Raw genomic sequence first — 21356 nt, forward strand, 5'->3', positions numbered from 1 at the left:
TCCTCCTTCGGCTTTCCCGCCGAAATAGAATCGAGCTTCGCCGCAAAGCGCAACCCAGATGTGTGAATGCGATAGGTCACTATACGGGGAGAAGGTGCCGGCAGGCGGATGAGGGGCAGCGCCGACCTTTCTTATTGAATTGACAAATCAATTCTTGTCGGCGCCGGCTTGTCCAAGCGCCCGAAGCGCCAGCAATCTCTCGGCTTCCGCCATCACCTCCGGCGGCGTGACGCTGCGGCCGGGCCTGGCCAGCAGCGTCGATGAGAATGGGCCGCGCGGGCCGGTCAGGCCGGGCTCGGTGGCCAGGAACACCGCCACCGTCGGCAGGCCGAAGGCGCTGGCGAGATGGGTCAGGCCGGTGTCGGCGCCAATGACCAGCGTCGAACCGCCGATGACAGCGGCGATCTCGGCAAGCGGCGACCTGGGAACCACCACGGTTTGCGAGACGGCGCCGGCGATCGCCTCGGCAACTGCCTTTTCCCGGTCGTTCGACCAGGTGGTGACCGGCGTCATTCCCTTGCCCACCAGCAGGCGAGCGGTTTCGATCCAGTCCGCGACCGGCCATTTCTTGTCCTCGCGGCTGGTACCGTGCAGCAGGAAGGCGGTCTTTTCACCGGCAAAAATCGACCTTCCGGCTGGCGGCACGATGCCCGATTCAAGCTGGGAAAAATCCGGCTCGTAGCCGAGCGCCAGGGCGAACAGCCGCCTCGTGCGCTCGATCGCATGCAGGCCGCGCGGCACGGCGTAGCGGTGGCCATAAAACAGGCTCGCCGAAGGCTCGCGGGCGCTCGAACGGTCGAACCCGGCGATCGGTGCTGCCGCCAGTCGCGCCACCAGCGCCGATTTCAGCAAGCCTTGTGCATCGAGGACGAGGTCGTAGCGGCAATCGCGCAAGGCGCGGCGCAAGCCTACCACTTCCCGCCATGTGCCGGGCTCGAGCAGCTTCCCGCGCCAGCGCCGGATCGCCACGCTGTGGATGGTTTGGATGGCTGGATGCAGCGCCACGATGCCGGCAAAGGCCTCTTCGACACACCAGTCGAAGGAGATATCCGGCCGGGCGCGGCGCGCGTCCTCGATCGCGGGAAAGGTGTGGATGACGTCGCCCATCGACGACGTCTTGAGGATCAGCACCTTCATGCGGCGGCCGGCATTTCCAGCATCCGCTCCGCCGCCGCCACGACGCGTTCGACCTCCAACGTCTTCAGGCAGTTGAGATGACCGAGCGGGCAGATTTTTTTGTGGCAGGGCGAGCAGGACAGGCCGAGCCAGACCAGTTCGCGACGCTCGGCGAGCGGCGGCGTGTTCTGCGGCGAAGTCGAGCCGTAGACGGCGACGACAGGCGTGCCGACGGCGGCGGCGACATGCATCAGCCCGCTGTCGTTGGAAACGGCGAGCCTCGCCGCAGCGATCAGATCGATGGCATCCTCGAGCCGCGTCTGGCCGGCAAGGTCGACGGCGCCCGGCGCCAGCGCGGCGATTTCCGCCGTCACTTCGGCGTCGTTCTTCGATCCGAACAGTGCGACGCCAAACCCTTTCGCCATCATCTCGCGGGCAAGCCCGGCATAGTGTTCGCTCGGCCACCGCTTGGCCGGACCGAATTCGGCACCGGGCATGACTGCCACGAATTTCCCCAGCGTCAGCCCGAAACGGCCGAGCAGTGCCGCCTGGCTATATGCATCGACGGCAAGCTTCGGGGCCTGGAAGGCGCCACCCCGAGCAAGGCTGAAATAGGCCTGCGCGGTGCGCCGTTTCAGGCGGTCGGGCAACGGCACGATGTCGGTCAGCAGCCCGTAGCGCATTTCCTTGAGATGGCCGACACGGCGCGGAATGCCGGCAAAGAACGGAATCAGCGCCGATTTCCAGCTTCCCGGCAGGACATAGGCCATGTCGTAGCGGCCGCGCAGCAGGCGGCCGAAGCGCCTTCGGATGCGGAATTCGAACGCGCCGGATTGCAGCGGCAGGTCGATCTGCTGGCGGATTTCAGGCATGCGCTTGACCAGCGGCGCTGCCCAGGCCGGCGCCAGCACGTCGATGGCGGCGTTCGGATGATGCTCCCTCAGCGCCGAGAACAGGCACTGCGCCATCACCATATCGCCCACCCAGCGTGGGCCGATCACGAGGATCGTTGGGCTTTCAGCCATTCGACATAGTCTCTGACGCCGGTTTCCACTGTGCGGAACTGGCCATTGTAACCGGCTGCGCGCAAGCGGGACATATCAGCTTGCGTAAAGCTCTGGTAGCTGCCCTTGAGGTGGTCGGGAAACTCGATGAACTCGATCTGGCCTTGGCCCAGTGTATCGATCACCGTTTCGGCAATGGCGCGGAAGGGCTGGGCCTTGCCTGTGCCGCAGTTGAAGATGCCGCTAGAGCCGCGTTTCCACAGCCACAGATTGACGTCGGCGACATCGCCGACATGGATGAAGTCGCGGCTCTGCTCGCCGGGCCCGAAACCGTCATAGGCGCCGAACAGCTTGGGGTTTTCGCCGTGTTCGACCTGGTTGAACAAATGGAAGGCGACAGAGGCCATGGCGCCCTTGTGCGCCTCGCGCGGTCCGTAGACGTTGAAATAACGCAGGCCCGCGACCGGCGAGTGATCCGTATCGAAAACCGTACGGCGGACATAGTCGTCGAACAGCTTTTTCGAATAGGCATAGACGTTCAGCGGCCGCTCGTATTGCGGTTCCTCGCGGAACTCGGCGCCGTCGCCATAGACGGAAGCGGAGGAGGCATAGAGGAAGGGCACGCGCAGGGCCAGGCAAGCGTGCAGCAGGCGCTTCGAATAGGTGTAGTTGACCTCCATCATGAACTTGCCGTTCCATTCGGTGGTGGTCGAGCAGGCGCCCTGGTGGAAGACCGCCTCGATGCGGCCGAGGTCACCGGCCTCCATCCGCGCCAGAAAATCGTCCTTGTCGAGATAGTCGGCGATCTCGAGATCGGCGAGGTTGGCGATCTTGTGGCCGTCGGTGAGGTCGTCGACGACGAGGATATCGCTGAAAGCGTCGGCGTTGAGCGCGGCGACGATGTTGGAACCGATCATGCCGGCGCCGCCCGTGACGATGATCATGAAAGCCTCTGGTACCTTGTGCCGGTTGTAGCCCTTGTGGGATTCTGGCCTTATAGGGGAGGCGGGCCGGGCTGTCGACAAAGCAGGTGGCGGGGCGGCCGGATGAGCGCCATAGTGGCGCCGCAAAGGTCTCGTTTCAGTCGGCCTGCCGGCCGACCGGCGACAGGAGCAAGGTAATGCCATCAACCGAACTGCTTGTCGCCTTTTTCGCCACGACGGCGATCTTCGCCTATATCCCCGGTCCCGCCATGCTCTATGCCGCCGCGCAAACCATGGCGCGCGGCCGCTGGTCCGGCCTGATGGCGGCGCTCGGCATCCATCTTGGCGGCTACGTTCATGTCTTCGCCGCCGCTGTCGGCCTGTCGGTGCTTTTCCATGCCGTGCCGGTGCTTTACATGGCGGTCAAGCTGGTCGGTGCGCTGTATCTGATCTGGCTCGGTGTTTCGTTGTTTCGCGCCAAGGCGCAAGGCGACGTTGTCTTGCCGGGAATTCAGCCGAAATCCGCCCGCCGCGCCTTTTTCGAGAGCATTGCCGTCGAGGTGCTCAACCCGAAAACGGCGATTTTCTTCATGGCGTTCCTGCCGCAATTCATCGACGCCTCGGCAGCGCTTCCGGTCTGGCTGCAGTTCGTCGTGCTTGGAACGATCGTCAATTTGATGTTCTCGTCGGCCGACATTGTTTGCGTGATACTGGCCGGCGCGGTGATCGCCAGGCTGCGGCAGTCGAGCCGGGCGCAGCGCCTGATGCGGCGCGTCGGCGGTACGGTGCTCGTCGGGCTGGGCGTGCATGTCGCGTTGCAGAAAAGCTGACGCACTGTCTCGCCGCCGCGATTGGTCGAAGCCCCGGCGTTGCGTCGGTTGAAATTGCGGTATATCGGCATCGCCATGAACGGCCGGCCCTGCCAATCGGATTTCCCATCACTGAAAATCGGCCCTCCCGCGCGTTGACATGATCAAGCTGCCCTCTCCCGAACCTCTTCACCGCGCCATCTCGCGCTTCGGCGGCGGCACCGTGCTGGTGGTCGGCGATTTCATCCTCGACCGTTTCGTCAACGGCGTGATCGAGCGCATTTCGCCGGAAGCGCCGATTCCCGTGCTGCACGGGCGCGGCGAAACGCTGGCGATGGGCGGCGCCGGCAATGTCGTCGCCAACATCGTTTCGCTCGGCGCTGCCGTCATACCGGTCTCGGTGATCGGCGCTGACGAGGCCGGCAAGAACCTCATGCGCATGCTCGGCGAATTTCGCGTCGACACCGGCGGGCTGGTGCAGGATGCCGATCGCATGACGTCGTCCAAAAGCCGGTTCAGCGCGCTCAACCAGCAGGTGCTGCGTTTCGACGAAGAGGAAATCAAGCCGCTGGGCGATGCCGAGCGCGCGGCACTGGTCGGGCATTTTCGCGAAGCGCTGGCGCGCGCCGACATCGTCATCCTATCCGACTATGGCAAGGGCGTGCTGCTCGACGGCGTCGCCGGCGAGCTGATCTCGATCTGCCGGCAAACGGGCAAGCCGGTGCTGGTCGATCCGAAGGGCAGCGACTATGCGCGTTATGCCGGCGCGACGGCAATCACGCCCAACCGCAAGGAACTCGGCGAGGCGGTCGGCCGCGCAGTGTTTGCCGACGACGAGATCGAGACGGCGGCGCGCCAGCTGATCTCGGCGCACGGTTTCGATTTCGTCGTCGCGACGCGCAGCGAAAAGGGCATGAGCGTCGTCGGTCCAAACGATGCCCGCCATATCGCCACGCAGGCGCGCGAGGTGTTCGACGTTTCGGGCGCCGGCGACACGGTGATCGCCACCTTCGCACTGGCTCTTGCGGCAGGCGCCGACCGCGTCATGGCCGGATCGATCGCCAACGCCGCCGGCGGCGTTGTCGTCGGCAAGCGCGGCACGGCGCGGCTGACGATCGAGGAACTCACCGGCGCGCTGTTTCGCTCGCATGGTCCGGTTGCCCACAAGGATGCCATCCTCGATGCCGCCGCCGCGGCGCGGCTGGTGGCAGCCTGGAAGGACGAGGGCTTGAGTGTCGGCTTCACCAATGGCTGTTTCGATATCCTGCATGCCGGCCATGTCAGCCTGTTGCATGCGGCGCGCAGCCAGTGCGACCGGCTGGTGCTCGGCCTCAACAGCGATGCCTCGGTGCGCCGGCTGAAAGGGCCGGGACGCCCGGTCAACGACCAGCATGACCGGGCCTGCGTACTGGCAGCACTTGCCTCGGTCGACGCCGTCGTCATCTTCGAGGAGGATACGCCGCTTTCGCTGATCGAGGCGCTGAGCCCCGACATACTGGTCAAGGGCGCCGACTATACGGTCGATCAGGTGGTTGGCGCCGATGTCGTGCAGAAGGCCGGCGGGCGCGTCGTGCTGGTCGACCTCGTCGCCGGCAAGAGCACCACCGGCACCATCGGCAAATTACGCGCCGGGAACTGAGGGTTTCATGTCCGAACTGAACGATTACCTGGCCCGCTCGGCGGCCGCGATTTCGGCGATGGTCGAGCGCGACCTGACCAGCGAGATGGAGCGGGCGGTCAGCGCCGTCATCGCCGCGCTTTCGCAGGGCAAGGCGCTGCTGATAGCCGGCAATGGCGGCTCGGCCAGCGACGCCATCCACATCGCCGGCGAGCTGGTCGGCCGCTTCCTCAGGGAGCGCAAGGCCTACAACGTCATCGCGCTGCCGGCCAACGCGGCGGTGCTGACCGCCTGGGGCAATGATTACGGCTTCGACACGGTGTTTGCGCGCCAGGTCGAGGCGCATGGCGCGGCGGGCGCCGTGCTGCTCGCCATCTCGACCAGCGGCAATTCGCCGAGCATCCTCGCCGCCGCCCAACAAGCGCGCATGATGGGCATGACGGTGATCAGCCTGACCGGCGACACCGGCGGCAGACTGAAACCGCTCTCCGACATCCTGCTCAACGTACCCTCGACCTCGACGCCGATCGTCCAGCAGGGGCATTTGTGCCTCTACCACCATCTCTGCGAAATGGTCGAAGAGCGCCTCTGCGACGCGGGGTGATCGTGTAGAGGCGGATCCGTTGTCAATGTTGGCGCCGCCCCTCATCCGCCTGCCGGCACCTTCTCCCCGTGAAGGACGGGGAGAAGGGACTAGCCTGCAAGCTCGGCGATCCCCCTCTCCCCGTCCTTCACGGGGAGACGGTAAGGGTGAGGGGCAGCGCTAGCCTGTAGTGATTATTATTTGACGCATAGCCACATTTTGTTCTTGCTTTGTGCCGGCAGCTATGCTACTAATTTGACTATGGGGATGATTCCACCGACGACCCGCCCGCCGAGGCGGGTTTTTTGTTGAGGCGGGTTTTTTGTTTCCGGGTTTTTGTTTCGCAGCCGCTTTGCCCGGTTTCTCAAGGCGGCCAGGCGCCGTGGGTTCGATCTGAAACGATCGCTTATAGTTGGCGACAAGCTGGCGGATATGGAAGCGGTGCGCCGGCCTGTCGCGGGGCTGGCTGGTCGCGAAGTCAGGATTTTTGCGTCATCCAGCGGCGAAAAAGCCGGCCATCGATGATGAGCAGGCTCGCAATGATCAATGTCATCCCCGCGAACTCGAACGGCTCCAGCCTTTCCCCGAGAAACACCGTGCCAAGCAGGATCGCGCTGGCAGGCACCAGAAGCGTCACGAGGGAAGCGTTTGTCGCTCCGGCCGAGGCGATCAGGTTGAAATAGAGGATGAATGCCAGCGCCGTCGTGAAGACCGCGAGAACAGCCACTGCCGCCCATATGGGGACGCTTGACGTCACGATCGCCTCGGGACTGTAGAGAAGGAAAACGATCGGTAACATGACTATGGTGGAGGCAGTGAGTTGGCCGGTCGCCACCACAGATGGCTTCATGTTCTTGAAACGCTTGGCGTAGACGACGCCGAAGCCGTAGGAGATGGCCGCCCCGATCACGGCGAGCTTCGCCCAGGCAGGGCCACCAAGATTGGACAGCAGCCCGGGGCCGATCATGAGGGCGGCTCCGGCGATTCCGAGCCCCACTCCCGCAAGCTTGGTCGCCGACAACTTCTCATCCGCCGTCAGCAGGTTTGCAAGGAGGATCGTCCAGAGAGGTGTTGTTGCATAGAAGATAGAGGCAAGACCCGCACCAATCTCGGTTTGTCCTGTGAAGATCAGGGAGAACGGAATCACGTTATTGAGCAAAGCCAGGCACAGGAAGGGACCGGGCCTCGCCAGTGCGGGAGCGAAGGAAATGCCGCGCATCCTCAGCCATAAATGCAGGACCAAGGCGGCGATCGACACCCGATAAAGGACAAGGGCAAGTGGCGGAATCTCGGCTACCGCGATGCGCGCGAAGAAGAAGGTGCCGCCCCACAGAAAACCCAGAAGCAGCAACTGCCCCCAGTCGCTTGCCGACATTGAGCGTGTCAGTGCTGTCGTGCTCAACGCTTCGCCCGTCTAATTTCGGAGTGTAAGTTCAGACGATAATATGAATTAAACCGGCAATTATATTGGAAGTTTTACCTAAATCGACCAGATTTATTAGAATATTAACATTGGAATTAATATTCAAAGTGTTTTAGAATTCCTATTGTCGAATATCAAAGCTTCGGTTGCTGCGGTCCCGATCAGGCATTGAACGCCACTAAACCTTCATCCTTGACCCGGCGGATGGTCAGCGCGGTTCGCACCGTGTCGACATTGGGGGCCGAGGCCAGTTCTTCGATGACGAAGGTCTGGAAGGTACCGAGATCGCTCGCCACGCAATGCAGCAGGAAATCGGATTCGCCCGACACCATCCAGGCGTCGCGCACGATCGGCCAGCCGCGGGTGCGCTCGGCGAAGGTCTTGAGTTCGGCGTCGGCCTGGTGATGCAGGCCGATCAGGCAGAAGGCGACGACGTCGAGGCCGAGCGCTGGCGCGTTGAGCAGGGCGCGGTAGCCGCGGATGATGCCGGCCTCTTCCAATCGCCGGACGCGGCGCAGGCACGGCGGCGCCGAAATGCCGACACGGCCCGACAGTTCGACATTGGTCATGCGTCCGTCCTGCTGAAGCTCGCGCAGGATCTTCCAGTCGATGGCATCGAGATCGGCCTTGATCGGCATGGTGGCTTCCGTGCGGCTTCCGTGGTGACGCGAAAGAATCTTTCGCGACTTTGTAGTTAAACGACTTTGCTGTCTATTCCATCCGCTGGATCGAGGATTTTCGCATCATCTTGCTGCCGGTTGCTTGTCGCCGTCGCCGGCGCCGAAGCTTTCCGGGGACGAACGGCAACTTGCCTTGCTGGCGTCGCAGGCAACACTTACATTACGCGCAACAATCGACGAGAGTTCATGCCACAATCCATGGCTGCTCCCCGCAGAGGCTTTTCATGATCACCAAGCACGCGCCTGTTCTCATCATCGGCTCCGGCCCCGCCGGTTATACGGCGGCGATCTATGCCGCCCGCGCCATGCTCAAGCCGATGCTGGTCGCCGGCCTGCAGCAGGGCGGGCAACTGATGATCACCACCGACGTCGAAAACTATCCGGGCTTCTCCGAACCGATCCAGGGTCCATGGCTGATGAGCGAAATGCTCAGGCAGGCCGAGCATGTCGGCACCGATATCGTCAACGACATCATCACCGAGGTCGACCTCAACGTGCGGCCGTTCCGCGCCAAGGGCGATTCTGGCACGATCTATACCGCCGACGCGCTGATCATCGCCACCGGTGCCCAGGCGAAGTGGCTGGGCATTCCAAGCGAACATACCTTCATGGGGTTTGGCGTTTCGGCCTGCGCCACCTGCGACGGCTTCTTCTACCGCGGCAAGGATGTCGCGGTGATCGGCGGCGGCAATTCGGCGGTGGAGGAAGCGCTCTATCTCTCCAACCTGGCCAAGAGCGTCACCGTCATCCACAGGCGCAGCGATTTCCGCGCCGAGCGCATCCTGCGCGAGCGGCTGCTGCGGAAAGACAATGTCCGCGTCATCTGGGACACGGTGGTCGACGAGATCACCGGCCGGCCCGGCAAGGCGCCGCTGCCGCCTTCGGTCGAAGGGCTGAAGCTGCGCAACGTGGTGACCGGGCAGGAGATGCATCTGGTGGTCGACGGCGTGTTCGTGGCGATCGGCCACGCGCCGGCGGTCGAGCTGTTTGCCGGCAAGCTGAAGCAGAAGCCGAACGGCTATCTGTGGACGGCGCCGGATTCGACCCGCACCGACATGCCGGGCGTGTTTGCCGCCGGCGACGTGACCGACGATATCTACCGCCAGGCGGTGACGGCGGCCGGGCTCGGTTGCATGGCCGCGCTCGAGGCGGAAAAATATCTGGCAGGGATCGAGGTTCACCGCGAAGCGGCGGAGTGATTGTTCGACAAGCGGCTGAGAAGAGCCGCGCAAAAGCCTGATTTTTCATTCAGACGCCATAACAGGCGGACGCCAGAAAACAGGACGAGGGGAAATCATGGCGTTGGATTGGGACAAGCTACGCGTGTTTCACGCCGCAGCGGAAGCGGGGTCGTTCACCCATGCCGCGGAAACACTGCATTTGTCGCAATCGGCAATCTCCCGGCAGGTCAGCGCGCTCGAGCATGATGTCGGCGTGCCGCTGTTCAATCGCCACGCCCGCGGCCTGGTGCTGACCGAGCAGGGCGAGATGCTGTTCCGCACGGCGCACGACGTGCTGATGAAGCTTGAAACCATCAAGTCGCGACTGACCGAAACCAAGGACCGGCCCTCCGGCGTGCTCAGGGTGACGACCACGGTCGGCCTCGGCGCCGGCTGGCTGACCGAGCGCGTGCAGGAGTTCATCGAGCTCTATCCCGAGGTCAGCCTGCAGCTCATCCTGGCCAATGAGGAACTCGACCTCACCATGCGCCAGGCCGACTGCGCCATCCGGCTGCGCCAGCCGCAGCAGCCGGACCTCATCCAGCGCCGCCTGTTCACCGTGCATTTCCATCTCTATGCGGCGCCGTCCTATGTGAACAAATACGGCAAGCCGAATTCGATCGCCGAGCTGAAGACCCATCGCATCGTCACCTTCGGCGTGCCGGTGCCGGCGCATCTGTCGGAACTGAACTGGCTGGAGACGGTCGGCGATTTCGAAGGCGGGCAAAGGGTGCCGACGCTGCAGATCAACGACATCCTGTCGATCAAGCGGGCGGTGCAGGGCGGTGCCGGCATCGCCATGCTGCCCGATTACGTGGTCAGCAAGGATTCCGGGCTGGTGCAGTTGCTGCCCGAAACCGAAGTGCCGTCCTTCGATACCTATTTCGCCTATCCCGACGCGATGAAGAATCAGGCGAAGCTGCATGTCTTCCGCGATTTCATCATCGCCAAGGCGCGCAGCTGGTCGTTTTAGCCTCTAGCAGCGCGCCGACTTTTCCGAGCAACGGCGGCGATTGACGAAAGCTCGGTGAAAGCGTCCTTCTCCCCGTCGCTGTAGATGGCGGCAGCCAGATTAGGGGCGGCACCAGCCTTTGTCGTACTTGGCTTGGCTCGGCGATGGGCAGTGCTGATATGTTGCGCCGCCCCTCATCGCCCTGCCGGGCCCTTCTCCCCGTATAGTGACGGGAGAAGGGGGCCGTATCGCCGGTTTCACCAATTGTCGGCGTCCAGAAATTACCCGCGCCAAGGTGTCAGGCGGGGCAGCCAGCCTGGTACGGCGCGGCGGTAGGCCTCGTATTCGTCACCGTAGCGGCGGGCAAGCGTCGGTTCCTCATATAGTTTCACGAAGGAGATCATGGCGGCCGCGGCGATGACTAGATAGGCGGCGACCGTCCAGCTGGAAAACAGCAGTGCCTGGCCGAGGATGATCGACAGCACGGCGACGTACATCGGGTTGCGGACATGGCGGTAGATGCCGCCGACGACCAGCCTTTCGGTCGGCGCGACCGGGGCTGGCGTACCCAGGCCCTCCAGGGCAAACCGGGCAAAGGCATGCAGCAGCACGGCTGTGCCGGCGATAACCAGCAGCCAGCCCACAGGAACGAAACCGGGCAGTCTCGACCAGGGCAGGCCATAACGGTCGGTCAGCAGCCAAGGCAGCAGTCCGGCGACCACGCCGGGCGCTGCAGCAAGGAAGATGACGCTACCGGCGATCGCCGAAGCGGCCCGCATGTAGGTCTCCTTACGGGCGCGCCCTTGAACGGTCTCCCGCAACACGCTTCAGGTCTTGTCCGGCATGTAACCCAAACCGCTGCACCCTCAGCTCAAGCTCGATGGCGGGCTTTTGGGCGGCATGCACCAGCAAGGTCTGGCTGCCGAAAAAACAAACGCATGCTGCACGATTCCATGTCATCCTGCGTTTTTCGACTTTCAGAGCAGGAATCGCTGCTGATTCGCGGCTGTGGATCGATTTTTGCCTTGCCGCACGCCGTATTTCAGCGATTCAACTGGTCCTATTGCGCTTCAGGACCGATTAGACCACAGCCGGCGCCTTTTTGCATGTGTGTGTTGCAAAATAGATGCTTGTTTCTTGGGCATGAAGAGCACATATATAGATCATCTCCTGAGCGCGTTCTCCTCCCATTAGCGCTCTCGAGTGTTCCCCTCTGGAGGTTAGCCTTAACAGGCACTTCCAATCAAACTCAGCCGGGTCTTCATTGATCCGGCTTTTTTGTTGCCCGAAACCAACACATCGCCAGAAAATCGGCCGGAACGGTCGCGTAACAGTGACATGTAACCTCGGGTAACATGCCGCGGGCGCGCCAAATCGATTAAGAAGAGCATAGGACGCGGTGTGGCTCGTCCGGGGGATGGGGGCATCACTCGGACGATCCGGGCTCAGGCAGCTACCGCGTCCGAACCTTCCTCCGCCGCCAGGCACCGGCGGCAAGTATGCGGCGGACCTGCCGTTTCGCCTCCCACGAAGACGGTCCGCAACGAAACGGCGCCCGAATGATCCGGGCGCCGTTTCCTTGTGTGCTTCCTAAAAGCGCGTCGCGTTCGACCGGCCTCATGCGACGCGCTTTTAGGTCCTTGTTTGATGCATGTCGTTATCGCAAAACCGTCGCACACTTTTGCGCGACATGCATTAGTGTTCTGGCCGCAAGCTGCCGTTTCAGGCGGCCTTGCCGTTGGCGTTCAGCGCTTCGTCGGCCAACCGGCCGGTGAGTTCGGCCATGTGGTCGAAGACGGCCCGATAGCTGGCGACACCCGCCGTGGCCGAGCGCAGCTCGATGATGAGGTCGCCGATCTCGGCCTGCGGCATGGTCGCCTCGACGACGTCCCATCCCGGCCAATCCGGCCGCGCGTCGTAGCCGAGGATCTGGCCGCGCCGCTGCGGGATCAGCGCGATGATCTTCGACGTCGCATCAGACGGCGTGACGATCTCGACCTTCATCACCGGTTCGAGCAGCACCGGCGAACAGGCGGCCATGCCTTCCTTCATCGCCAGCTTCGCCGCCATCTGGAAGGCCATGTCGGAGGAATCGACCGCATGGTAGGAGCCGTCGGAAAGGTTGACGGCAACATCGACGACCGGGAAGCCGAGCGGGCCGGATTTCAGGTAATCGCGCACGCCGGTCTCGACCGACTGGATGTAGGTCTTCGGGACGACGCCGCCGGTGATCGTATCGGTGAACTGGAAACCCGAGCCGCGCGGCAGCGGCTTGATCTCCAGCACCACGTCGCCGAACTGGCCGTGGCCGCCCGACTGTTTCTTGTGGCGGCCGCGCTGCTGCGTCGCTTTACGGATCGTCTCCCGATAGGGCACGGCCGGCACATGGCCTTCGACCGGGATCTGGTTCTTGCCTTCCAGCCGCTCGCGCACGACGCGCAGATGCATCTCGCCATGGCCGGACAGCACGGTTTCGGCGGAATCCTGGTTGTGATGCAGGTTGAGCGAGGGATCTTCCTCGGCCAGGCGCTGGATGGCCGCCGACATCTTGACCTCGTCCTTGCGCTCCTTCGGTCGCAGCGCGAAGGCGAAGACCGGCTGCGGCGGCGCCAGCGTGACCAGCGGCTTGATGCCGCCCTTGGTCGAGCTCAGCGTCTGGCAGGTCCTGACGGCGTCCAGCTTGCCGAGCGCCACCGTGTCGCCGGCCTTGGCCGAAGTCAGCTTGACCTGGTCCTTGCCGAGCATCTTGTAGATGCCGGAGACCTTTGCCGTCTCGCCCGTGGGAAGGAACAGCTCGGCGGCGTCGGCGACCTGGCCGGACAGGATGCGCGACACCGACAGCTTGCCGCCATGCGCGGTGTGGATGGTCTTCATCACCTGGACCACGGTGGCATTGCCATCGGGAGCGCCGAGGCGCTGGCGCGTCGCTTCGATGTCGGGTGCGTCGTGGCGGATCGCCTTCAACAGGCGCAGCACGCCATTGCCCTTCTCGGCGGTGCCGATCAGCACCGGCGTCACCGTGCCGTCGCGTAGATCTGCGGCGAGGTCGTCGAAGATCGCGTCCTTCGGCGGTTCGATCTCGTCAAGCAATTGCTCCATCAGCCGGTCGTCATGGTCGGCGAGCGTCTCCAGCATGGAAAAGCGCGCCTCGAGCTCGCGCGCCTTGTCGTCGCTCGGGATCTGGGCGACCTCGCTCTCGGCATATTCGCGGTAGATGTAGGCACGCTCCAGAGCAAGGTCGATCGAGCCTATTACGACGCCGTCCTTGCGCAGCGGGATCTGGCGCAGCAGCAGAGGCACCGAGCTTGCCGGCTGCAGCATCTTCAGCGTGTCGCGCACGCCTGATATCGCCTTGTCGACCTTGTTCAGGAACAGCATGCGCGGCACGCCGAGATCGTCGAGCTTGCGCATGATCAGCTGCAGGGCAGGGATCTTCTTCTCGTCGGCCTCGGCAACGACCACGGCGACGTCACAGGCGGCCAGCACCGGCTCGGCTTCGAAGGAGAATTCGATGGAGCCGGGACAATCGACGAAGGTGAACGGCTCGCCCATGAATTCGGTGGTGGCGAAGGTCGCCTCGACGCTCATGCCGTGAGCGCGCGCCTCGGGCGAATGATCGGAAACGGTATTTCCGGACGAAACGGGATTCTGGCGGGGAATGGCGCCTGTACGGGCGAGTATGGCTTCGAGAAGTGTCGTCTTACCGCTTGCGAAGGGACCGACTATGGCAATGCATTTCGGTCCCGTGCGTCGTCCTCCGGCGCGAGTACCCATGGCTGACCTCCACTCAGGCGTTTCCCTGTGAGCGGCGGCCGGCCTGTCGGCCGTCGCGGGCGAGGCTTTTTTCAATTTGCCACCTACCCAAAGGGCATCGTCCCACGGGCAGGCCGGGAGGGCAAGGGATTTGAGGTTGAAGGGATTTGAAGTTGAGGGTGGATTCAGCCGGTGCCGGTTAGGCGCGACGCCAGCGGCGTTGCGTCCACGCGCTGCACCGCCACCGCCTCGGCAAAGCGAGCGAGCAACGGATTGAACAGGTCCGCACGCTCCCAGAAAGGCGCATGCCCGGCACCGGGAATGATGTGGCACTGCTCCCACAGCGAGCCGTAGGCGAGCGTCTCAAAATAGCCGAGCCGGACGAACGGATCGTTCTCGCCATTGACGATTGCCACCGGAAATGCCGCCTGCTCGACCACCTGTCTCTGGTCGGCGCCCTTGCCGGTGAGCATGCCGCGCGTCACCGCGGCGCGCAGCCGACCGTCGGTGCGCAGGATGGTTTTGCGGAAGGACGGGTCGGCGGTGTCGCCGAAACACAGCGTCTCGAAGCGCTCGGCATCGCGTTCGGAATACGTCTTTTTGGACGCCAGCAGCATGTCCCAATGCGCGTGGAAGCCGCGCAGCATGCCGAAAGGGCCCTTGGATACTGGCGGTGCGCCGGTCAGCATCAGCCCGCCGACGGCGCGGTGGAAACTCGCGAGCTCGATTGCCACGTGCCCGCCAAGCGACCAGCCGAAGACGACGGCGCGGCCGATCCCCAAGGCATCGAGGAGCTGAGCCGCCGACTGGGCAAGGCCGGCGATGGTGTAGTCCGTCGCCGGATCGCGGGCGTCCGAGGATTCGCCATGGCCGGGCAGGTCGAAAGCAATCAACCGATGGGCAGCGGCCAACGGGCTGTCGAACTGGCGGGCGAATACGGCGCGCGAACTGCCCGAGCCGTGGATCAGGACAAGCGGGATGCCGGGTCCCGACGACTGGCTGAGGCGCAAATCCGCGTGCGGCGTGCGGATCGTGCGGTGGGAAACGGCCATATCTGGTTGGACCTTGGGATTGTCTCTAGGTCAACATCGCATGCCGAGGTCACCATGTTGTTTAGAACGGTGGTTAAGAAATGATTTCTCGGTTTCTGCCGGGTATGATGACCGAATCCACCACAGCTAACCCCCGGAGCCTGATGATGGAATCCACGCTTGACCTTCTCGTCTCGATCAGCAGCATCGCGACGCTCGGACAATATGCCTGGTCGATGCGCGGCCATTTCCAGTCGCCGAGCATGTCCCAAGGCGCGATGATCATTTCGGCCGTCGTGGTCGGCACGGCTCTGTTCTTTCTTGCACTGCTGTGGATCGAGCGGCAACCGGTTGCAGCGAAGATCGGCGGGCTCGCCATCCAACTGGTAAGCACGGCGCTGTTCTGGTGGGCGATCTCGGTCTCCCGCAAGGCGCGGCTGCGTTTCGCGTTCGATCCGGACAATCCCGACAGCCTGGTGACCGAAGGCCCCTATTTCCACGTCCGCCATCCGTTCTACACGTCCTACATCATCTTCTGGATCGGATGGGGCATCGCGACCTGGTCGGTCTGGGCGGTGGTGCCGGTCGCCGGCATCGTTACGATCTACGTGATCGCAGCCTTGGACGAAGAGCGAAAATTTTCGCGGACAAGGTTGGCCGACGCCTACGACGCTTACCGCACGCGGACCGGCCTGTTCTGGCCGCGCCTTGCCCGTAGCCGGCAGAACATGCAGCCGGCGTCGGACGAAAGTGGTAGGCTCTAAGACACTGGATTGGATCGAGGACTTGCGACGATGAAGATTATTGCCTGCGGCAGCGTGCCGACGATTGTTGCGCCGGAAACATACTTCACTGGCCGAGTTTTGCAGACGCCGATCATCGAGAAGGAGGCGCCGGCGCGGCTACGCGCCACGCTGGTCAGTTTCGAGCCCGGCGCCCGCACCCACTGGCACACGCATCCGCTCGGCCAGACGCTCTATGTCACGTCCGGTGCCGGTCTCGTCCAAAGCTGGGGCGGGCCGATCGAGGAGATCAGGGCCGGCGACGTCGTCTCCTTTGCGGCCGGCGAAAAGCACTGGCACGGCGCAGCGCCGAAATCGGCGATAACCCACATCGCCATGCAGGAGGCGCTCGAGGGTGTGCATGTCGACTGGCTGGAGAACGTCAGCGACGAGCAGTATGGCGGCTGAAACGTCTCAGGCCAGCGCGGCGGTAAAGCGCTGGATGCGCGTGCAGGCCTCTTCGAGCAGAGCTTCCGACGTGGCATAGGAGATGCGGAAGTTCGGGCCGAGGCCAAAGGCCGAGCCGAAAACAACCGCCACGCCCTCGGCCTCAAGCAGTTCCGAGCAGAAGGTTTCGTCGCTGTCGATCACCTTGCCGATCTTGGTCTTCCTGCCGATCAGCTGGGCACAGGAGGGATAGACGTAGAACGCACCCTCCGGCGAGGGACAGGTGATGCCGCGCGCCTGGTTGAGCATCGAGACGACGAGATCGCGCCGGCCCTGGAAGATCGCCTTGTTCTTCGGGATGAAATCCTGCGGGCCGTTCAGTGCTTCCACCGCCGCCCATTGGGCGATGGTGCAGGCGCCGGAGGTCTGCTGGCCCTGGATCATGTCCATCGCCTTGATCAGCGGCACCGGGCCTGCCGCATAGCCGATACGCCAGCCGGTCATGGCATAGGCCTTCGACACGCCGTTCATGGTCAGCGTGCGCTCATAGAGTTTAGGCTCGACCTCGGCGATGGTCTTGAAGACGAAGTCGCCATAGGTCAGGTGCTCGTACATGTCGTCGGTCAGCACCCAGACATGGGGATGCTTCAACAGTACGTCGGCCAGGCTCTTGAGCTCCGCTTCGGTATAGGCGGCGCCCGAGGGGTTGGACGGCGAGTTCATCAGCAGCCACTTGGTGCGCGGCGTGATCGCCTTTTCCAGCACGGCTGCCGTCAGCTTGAAGCCGTTCTCGATCGAGGTGTCGGCAAAGGCCGAGGTGCCGCCGCAGATCGCCACCATTTCGGGATAGCTCACCCAGTAGGGCCGCGGGATGATCACCTCGTCGCCGGGGTTCAGCGTCGCCATGAAGGCGTTGAACAGGATCTGCTTGCCGCCGGTGCCGACGATGGTCTGCTCCGGCCGGTAGTCGAGATTGTTCTCGCGCTTGAACTTTTTCGCGATCGCTTCGCGCAGCGGCACGATGCCGGATACCGGCGGATATTTCGTCTCGCCGCGGCGGATCGCCTCGATCGCGGCGTTCTTGATGTTGTCGGGGGTGTCGAAGTCCGGCTCGCCGGCGCCCAGCCCGATCACGTCGCGGCCGGCGTTTTTCAGCTCGCGCGCCTTCTGCGTCACCGCGATGGTCGCGGAAGGCTTAACGCGGGAAAGGACGTCGGCAAGAAAGGCCATGACGATATTGTCTCCTTTGGGATGCAGGCGGTCCATCCAACCGCGGCGCATCTCATGTCGCATCATTCCGCCAAGCGCAAGCACTGTCGGATGAGCCAGCGCGCAACGACGGCAACAATAAATTCATCAACGACCGGTAAAAGCTTGAACGGCAGGACCGTAGCCGGTCCGCCAATCTCGCATAGCGAGGAACCGTGACGCGCAGCATCGGGCTTGCCCATATCATCCGCCATGATGACGGCACCGCCAGCGGTGTCTGGGGGGTCTATACGCTGCAAAGCGCGTTCCAGCCGATCTTCGCCTTCAACAAGGGCAAGCTTTCCGTCGTCGCGTTCGAGGGGCTGATCCGGCCGTTCCGCGAAGGCGAGCCGCAGCCGCCAATGAGTTTCTTCAACAGCTGTCCGTCGGTCGACCGTCTGCATATCGAGGCGCTGACACGGACGCTGCACCTTCTGAACGCCGGCGCCTGCCTGCCGCGAGACGCCTCGATCTTCATCAACTTCGATCCATCGGTATTCACCGACCGCAGCATCGCCGACAAGGCGCTGCGCGACATGCGGCTGGTGCTGCACGAGGCCGACATCGATCCGCGCCGCGTCGTCTGCGAGGTCACCGAGCAGAAGTCGGCGTCGCAGGAGACGCTCTACAATTTCGTCGAGGCGCTCAGGGGCAATGGTTTGCGCATTGCGGTCGACGATTACGGAGCGGACGAATCCGACATCAATCGCATCAAGGAACTCAGGCCCGACATCGTCAAGTTCGACGCCGACTGGATCATGACGCTGATGGAATCCGGTGCCGGCTTCGCCTTGCTGACCGCCATGGTGACCAGCTTCGAAGAGCAAGGCATCCGCACGGTATTCGAGGGCATCGAGACGGGCTGGCAGCTCGAGCTCGCCGAAAAGTCGGGCGCTTCGATGGTGCAGGGCTATGTGCTGGCGCGCCCCGAGCTTGCGCCAACCAGCTTTCACGTCTTCGACAAGAGCGGGCGGGCGGCCGCGGTGTCGGCCGATACGGAGAAGGTGGCCACCGCTGTTTCGCCATCGCGGCGGCCGATGCGGGCCTTTGGCCGCAGGGTGGCGTCGTGACCGGGCAAGCCGACATGCGGCGCAAGGTCGGCGAGGCGATCTTTGCCGACGAGGTCGGCATCGAATATGGCGTCTACGGTGCATTCCGGCTGAGGAGCGCCTACCAGCCGGTCTTCGCGCCGCGCGGCAGGTTTCTCGCCGCCGTCGCGGTCGAGGGACTGATCGAGCCGCATCGTGCAGGCAGGCCGGTGGCGCCGCAAGTCTTCTTCGAAGGTGTGCCGGCAGCGGATCGGCTGTTTGTCGAAACCATGTGCCGGGTGCTGCATTTGCGCAATTTCCGCAACATCGGCGTCGACGGGCTCGACCTGTTCTTCAACTACAATCCGCTGATCAACGATGACCCCGCACGGGCGCTGGCCGAAATCAGGCTGATGACCAGGCATCTGGCGGATTTCGGCCTGCATCCCGGCATGCTGGTCTGCGAGATCACCGAGCAGGCTGCCGGCGACAAGGTGCTTGTCAGCCTGGCGCGCGAGATGCGGCGCGACGGCGTCCGCATCGCCATCGACGATTTCGGCACCGGGCATTCGACCGAAGAAAGGGTCGCCCTCGTGCAGCCCGATATCGTCAAGATAGACGGCACCTGGTTCGCCGAATTCTGCCGCCATGCCGCCGCCGAGCGGTTTTTCCGGCCGCTGGTTTCGACGCTGCACGACCGCGGCGCCAAGGTGCTGGTCGAAGGCGTCGAGAACGCCACGCATCTGCGCGTCGCGCTGGATGGCGGCGTCGACCTGCTGCAGGGTTTTTACCTCGCCCGGCCGGCGCTGGCCGGCACGCTGTTCGACGAGGAGCCGCTGTCGATCGACAGGCTGCTTGGCAGGGATAGCAACGTCATCCCCTTGTTCGGCTAGGACATGCCGATATTCAAGTGATGCCGGCCTGCGAACGGGGGGTCCTGCGCTTCCGGTGCTCACGTACCCAAAAAGTACGCTCCGCTCCGGTTCTCGGAAGCCACCACTCTCGGCACGGCCTGACTTGAATCTCGGCATGTCCTGAAATGCATCAGCGGCGCTGATGGTTACGCCAAAACAAATCACTGGATGAAGCCGCCGCTGCCGCGATAGAGGCTGGATCAAGCCCTGAGACGGGTGGGTGCGAACAAGGGGAGCGCCGATGATACTCTACGGAATGATCGACAGCGGCAATTGCTACAAGCCGCGCCTGCTGATGGCCAAGCTCGGCATCGCTTTCACCAATGTCGAGGTCAGCTCGCACACCGGCGACACGCGCAAACCCGACTATGTCGCCAAAAACCCAAACGCCATGGTGCCGCTGCTCGAACTCGACGACGGCCGCCGGCTGGCCGAATCCAATGCCATCCTGCTCTATCTCGCCGAAGGCACGCGGTTTCTACCAGCGGACCGGTATGAACGCGCGCTGGCCTACCAATGGCTGTTCTTCGAGCAATACAGCCATGAGCCTTATATCGCCGTGCGCAGGGCGCTGCTGACCTTCCCTGAAAGAGCCAAGGATGCGACGCCCGAGCGGCTGGCGCTGACGCTGGAGCGCGGCAACAAGGCGCTCGGCGTCATGGACAGGCACCTGGCCGCGAGCAGCTTCTTCGCCGGCAATGCGCTCAGCGTCGCCGACGTCGCGCTCTATGCCTACACGCATACGGCCGAGACCGGTGGGTTTCAGCTCGACGCCTATCCGGCGGTCGCCGCCTGGCTGAAAAGGGTCGAGGCCGACCCGGGGCATGTGCCGCTGGAGTGGCTGCCTTAGTTCTGTCCTCACGCTTGTCGCCGCTTCGCGGCTCGCTCCGGACGTCGGGCTCGGGGCTTTCGGCCGGCGGCGTGAATGGTCGCGCGGCTATTTCAGCAGGCGATCATACTCGGAATGGGTGCCTATCCAGAACCAGACCACGTCATCGTGGTCGCGAACAGCTACGGCGCGGTAGTTGATATCAACCCGCGCCGACCAGTAGCGCCCGACCTGTTTGAAATGCAACGATGGGTGGAACGGCTCAGAATTCAGTTTGGCGAAACGTCTGTTCGCCTTTGCTCTGATTAACGAGGGCAGTTTTGCGTAGGCCTCCCAAAACGAGGGAGTGGCAAAATGATTCACAGAGGCCGGGTCCGGCCGGCGCGATGATCAGCCAATGCCTGCTCGGCAAGTTTGTCCAGCCTGCCGCCCTTGGCGTCGGCTTCGAACTGACGGTCCCACATGTCGGCCTGCAGCGCCTCGAACCATGCGGCAAACGCCTTGAGCTCTTCGGGGCTTAGTTCGGCGACGGATTTCTCAATCTGTTCAAGCTTGCTCATGGGTTGATGGTACCATGACCGGGGCAAAAACACCACAAAGTGGTCCCATAGGACCAAGGCGGCGGTTCATCGGAATCCAGACAGCAAAAAGGCGGGACAAAATCCCGCCTTCCCATGCTTGGTAGCCTGATCGGGAGCGTTTTGGCCGGGCCGGCAGCAATCTGCTGCTTCGGCTTGTCGGGGTCTTTCGCTCCGGCGCGCTTCTCGCGCGACCGCCAGTACATCCGTGACTTGCCGCGGGGGGCCCGGGGGGGGGCCGCGCGGGCCCCGGGGGCAAAAAAAGGGGGGGGGGGGGGGGGGGGCGGGGGGGGGGGGCGGCGGGGGGGGGGGGGGGGGGGGGGGGGGGGGGGGGGGTGGGAGGGGGGGGGGGGGGGGGGGGGGGGGGGGGGGGGTGGTTTGGTGGGGGGGGGGGGGGGGGCGGGGGGGGGGGGGAGGGGGGGGGGGGGGGGGGGGGGGGGGGGGGGGGGGGGGGGGGGGGGGGGGGGGGGGGGGGGGG

Annotated in this window: 22 protein-coding genes and 1 pseudogene; 11 read left to right on the forward strand and 12 right to left on the reverse strand. The window is 63.7% G+C overall.

The genetic code is table 11. The features are described from left to right. Positions 1 to 147 precede the first annotated feature (147 nt). Genes waaC through rfaD form a run of 3 tightly spaced genes read right to left on the reverse strand, consistent with a single transcriptional unit; the run spans position 148 to position 3064 of the window. Positions 148 to 1137: a lipopolysaccharide heptosyltransferase I gene (waaC, locus tag AC0L2X_RS31020; protein ID WP_473559101.1), complete on the reverse strand. Its 990-nt coding sequence runs from the start codon at positions 1135 to 1137 to the stop codon at positions 148 to 150. Continuing rightward, positions 1134 to 2141 carry a lipopolysaccharide heptosyltransferase II gene (gene waaF / locus AC0L2X_RS31025; protein ID WP_473559103.1) on the reverse strand — a complete coding sequence of 336 codons (1008 nt, stop codon included), beginning with the start codon at positions 2139 to 2141 and terminating at the stop codon, positions 1134 to 1136. The genes waaC and waaF overlap by 4 nt, the downstream gene beginning before the upstream one ends. Next, positions 2114 to 3064: an ADP-glyceromanno-heptose 6-epimerase gene (gene rfaD / locus AC0L2X_RS31030; RefSeq protein ID WP_473559104.1), complete on the reverse strand. Its 951-nt coding sequence runs from the start codon at positions 3062 to 3064 to the stop codon at positions 2114 to 2116. Before rfaD ends, waaF begins: the two co-directional genes overlap by 28 nt. A 176-nt stretch (positions 3065 to 3240) precedes the next feature. On the opposite strand from rfaD, the gene AC0L2X_RS31035 reads away from it, so the two are divergent. The 4 genes and pseudogenes from AC0L2X_RS31035 to AC0L2X_RS31050 all read left to right on the forward strand — a co-directional run. After that, positions 3241 to 3873 carry a LysE family translocator gene (locus tag AC0L2X_RS31035; protein ID WP_473559106.1) on the forward strand — a complete coding sequence of 211 codons (633 nt, stop codon included), beginning with the start codon at positions 3241 to 3243 and terminating at the stop codon, positions 3871 to 3873. A 139-nt stretch (positions 3874 to 4012) separates the two neighbouring features. Then, on the forward strand, positions 4013 to 5491 hold the full coding sequence (gene rfaE1, locus AC0L2X_RS31040; RefSeq protein ID WP_473559108.1) for a D-glycero-beta-D-manno-heptose-7-phosphate kinase: 1479 nt from the start codon (positions 4013 to 4015) through the stop codon (positions 5489 to 5491). Positions 5492 to 5498: 7 nt separating this feature from the next. Next, positions 5499 to 6074, forward strand: coding sequence for a D-sedoheptulose-7-phosphate isomerase (locus tag AC0L2X_RS31045; RefSeq protein WP_473559109.1), 576 nt, complete (start codon positions 5499 to 5501; stop codon positions 6072 to 6074). A 363-nt stretch (positions 6075 to 6437) separates the two neighbouring features. Continuing rightward, positions 6438 to 6521 (forward strand): annotated as a pseudogene (locus tag AC0L2X_RS31050) (HAD family hydrolase); the annotation flags it as partial. A gap of 10 nt (positions 6522 to 6531) precedes the next feature. Here the strand turns inward: AC0L2X_RS31050 and AC0L2X_RS31055 are convergent. Further along, positions 6532 to 7428 (reverse strand): DMT family transporter, encoded by an 897-nt coding sequence (locus AC0L2X_RS31055; RefSeq protein ID WP_473559111.1) that lies wholly within the window; start codon positions 7426 to 7428, stop codon positions 6532 to 6534. A 209-nt stretch (positions 7429 to 7637) separates the two neighbouring features. Next, positions 7638 to 8114 carry an Lrp/AsnC family transcriptional regulator gene (locus tag AC0L2X_RS31060; RefSeq protein ID WP_352670636.1) on the reverse strand — a complete coding sequence of 159 codons (477 nt, stop codon included), beginning with the start codon at positions 8112 to 8114 and terminating at the stop codon, positions 7638 to 7640. A gap of 266 nt (positions 8115 to 8380) precedes the next feature. Between AC0L2X_RS31060 and trxB the strand changes: the two genes are divergently transcribed. Both trxB and AC0L2X_RS31070 read left to right on the forward strand, forming a co-directional pair. Beyond that, entirely contained in the window at positions 8381 to 9355 is a 975-nt protein-coding gene (gene trxB, locus AC0L2X_RS31065) for a thioredoxin-disulfide reductase (protein WP_352489083.1), read from the forward strand. Positions 9356 to 9452: 97 nt separating this feature from the next. Continuing rightward, positions 9453 to 10349 (forward strand): LysR family transcriptional regulator, encoded by an 897-nt coding sequence (locus AC0L2X_RS31070; RefSeq protein WP_023678345.1) that lies wholly within the window; start codon positions 9453 to 9455, stop codon positions 10347 to 10349. Between the two features lie 260 nt (positions 10350 to 10609). On the opposite strand, the gene AC0L2X_RS31075 is transcribed toward AC0L2X_RS31070, so the two are convergent. The 3 genes from AC0L2X_RS31075 to AC0L2X_RS31085 all read right to left on the reverse strand — a co-directional run bounded on the left by AC0L2X_RS31075 (position 10610) and on the right by AC0L2X_RS31085 (position 15133). Then, a complete protein-coding gene (locus AC0L2X_RS31075; protein ID WP_473559114.1) occupies positions 10610 to 11107 on the reverse strand; it encodes a methyltransferase family protein in 498 nt (165 codons plus the stop codon). A gap of 943 nt (positions 11108 to 12050) precedes the next feature. Further along, on the reverse strand, positions 12051 to 14102 hold the full coding sequence (locus AC0L2X_RS31080) for an elongation factor G (protein WP_352489086.1): 2052 nt from the start codon (positions 14100 to 14102) through the stop codon (positions 12051 to 12053). Positions 14103 to 14266: 164 nt separating this feature from the next. Further along, complete coding sequence (locus AC0L2X_RS31085) at positions 14267 to 15133, reverse strand: alpha/beta fold hydrolase (RefSeq protein ID WP_473559115.1); 867 nt, start codon at positions 15131 to 15133, stop codon at positions 14267 to 14269. Positions 15134 to 15279: 146 nt separating this feature from the next. Between AC0L2X_RS31085 and AC0L2X_RS31090 the strand changes: the two genes are divergently transcribed. Continuing rightward, positions 15280 to 15876, forward strand: a complete 597-nt coding sequence (locus AC0L2X_RS31090) for a methyltransferase family protein (protein WP_473559116.1) — start codon at positions 15280 to 15282, stop codon at positions 15874 to 15876. A gap of 30 nt (positions 15877 to 15906) precedes the next feature. Further along, on the forward strand, positions 15907 to 16302 hold the full coding sequence (locus AC0L2X_RS31095) for a (R)-mandelonitrile lyase (RefSeq protein WP_473559118.1): 396 nt from the start codon (positions 15907 to 15909) through the stop codon (positions 16300 to 16302). A gap of 6 nt (positions 16303 to 16308) precedes the next feature. On the opposite strand, the gene AC0L2X_RS31100 is transcribed toward AC0L2X_RS31095, so the two are convergent. After that, complete coding sequence (locus tag AC0L2X_RS31100; protein ID WP_473559120.1) at positions 16309 to 17511, reverse strand: pyridoxal phosphate-dependent aminotransferase; 1203 nt, start codon at positions 17509 to 17511, stop codon at positions 16309 to 16311. Between the two features lie 194 nt (positions 17512 to 17705). Here AC0L2X_RS31100 and AC0L2X_RS31105 point away from each other — a divergent pair, with 194 nt between their 5' ends. The 3 genes from AC0L2X_RS31105 to AC0L2X_RS31115 all read left to right on the forward strand — a co-directional run bounded on the left by AC0L2X_RS31105 (position 17706) and on the right by AC0L2X_RS31115 (position 20321). Then, positions 17706 to 18599: an EAL domain-containing protein gene (locus tag AC0L2X_RS31105; RefSeq protein WP_473559121.1), complete on the forward strand. Its 894-nt coding sequence runs from the start codon at positions 17706 to 17708 to the stop codon at positions 18597 to 18599. After that, positions 18596 to 19450 carry an EAL domain-containing protein gene (locus AC0L2X_RS31110; protein ID WP_473559123.1) on the forward strand — a complete coding sequence of 285 codons (855 nt, stop codon included), beginning with the start codon at positions 18596 to 18598 and terminating at the stop codon, positions 19448 to 19450. Before AC0L2X_RS31105 ends, AC0L2X_RS31110 begins: the two co-directional genes overlap by 4 nt. Positions 19451 to 19712: 262 nt before the next feature. Beyond that, positions 19713 to 20321: a glutathione S-transferase family protein gene (locus tag AC0L2X_RS31115; RefSeq protein WP_473559125.1), complete on the forward strand. Its 609-nt coding sequence runs from the start codon at positions 19713 to 19715 to the stop codon at positions 20319 to 20321. Between the two features lie 87 nt (positions 20322 to 20408). On the opposite strand, the gene AC0L2X_RS31120 is transcribed toward AC0L2X_RS31115, so the two are convergent. The 3 genes from AC0L2X_RS31120 to AC0L2X_RS31130 all read right to left on the reverse strand — a co-directional run. After that, a complete protein-coding gene (locus tag AC0L2X_RS31120; protein ID WP_352683820.1) occupies positions 20409 to 20663 on the reverse strand; it encodes a type II toxin-antitoxin system RelE family toxin in 255 nt (84 codons plus the stop codon). Beyond that, the gene (locus tag AC0L2X_RS31125; protein ID WP_352637184.1) at positions 20660 to 20860 is read right to left on the reverse strand and encodes a hypothetical protein; all 201 of its coding nucleotides are present in this window, start codon (positions 20858 to 20860) and stop codon (positions 20660 to 20662) included. Before AC0L2X_RS31125 ends, AC0L2X_RS31120 begins: the two co-directional genes overlap by 4 nt. After that, the coding region (locus AC0L2X_RS31130) for a hypothetical protein (protein ID WP_473601028.1) at positions 20857 to 21356 on the reverse strand (500 nt) is incomplete at its 5' end. The genes AC0L2X_RS31130 and AC0L2X_RS31125, both read right to left, overlap by 4 nt.

It is taken from the genome of Mesorhizobium sp. WSM4828, assembly GCF_055811175.1.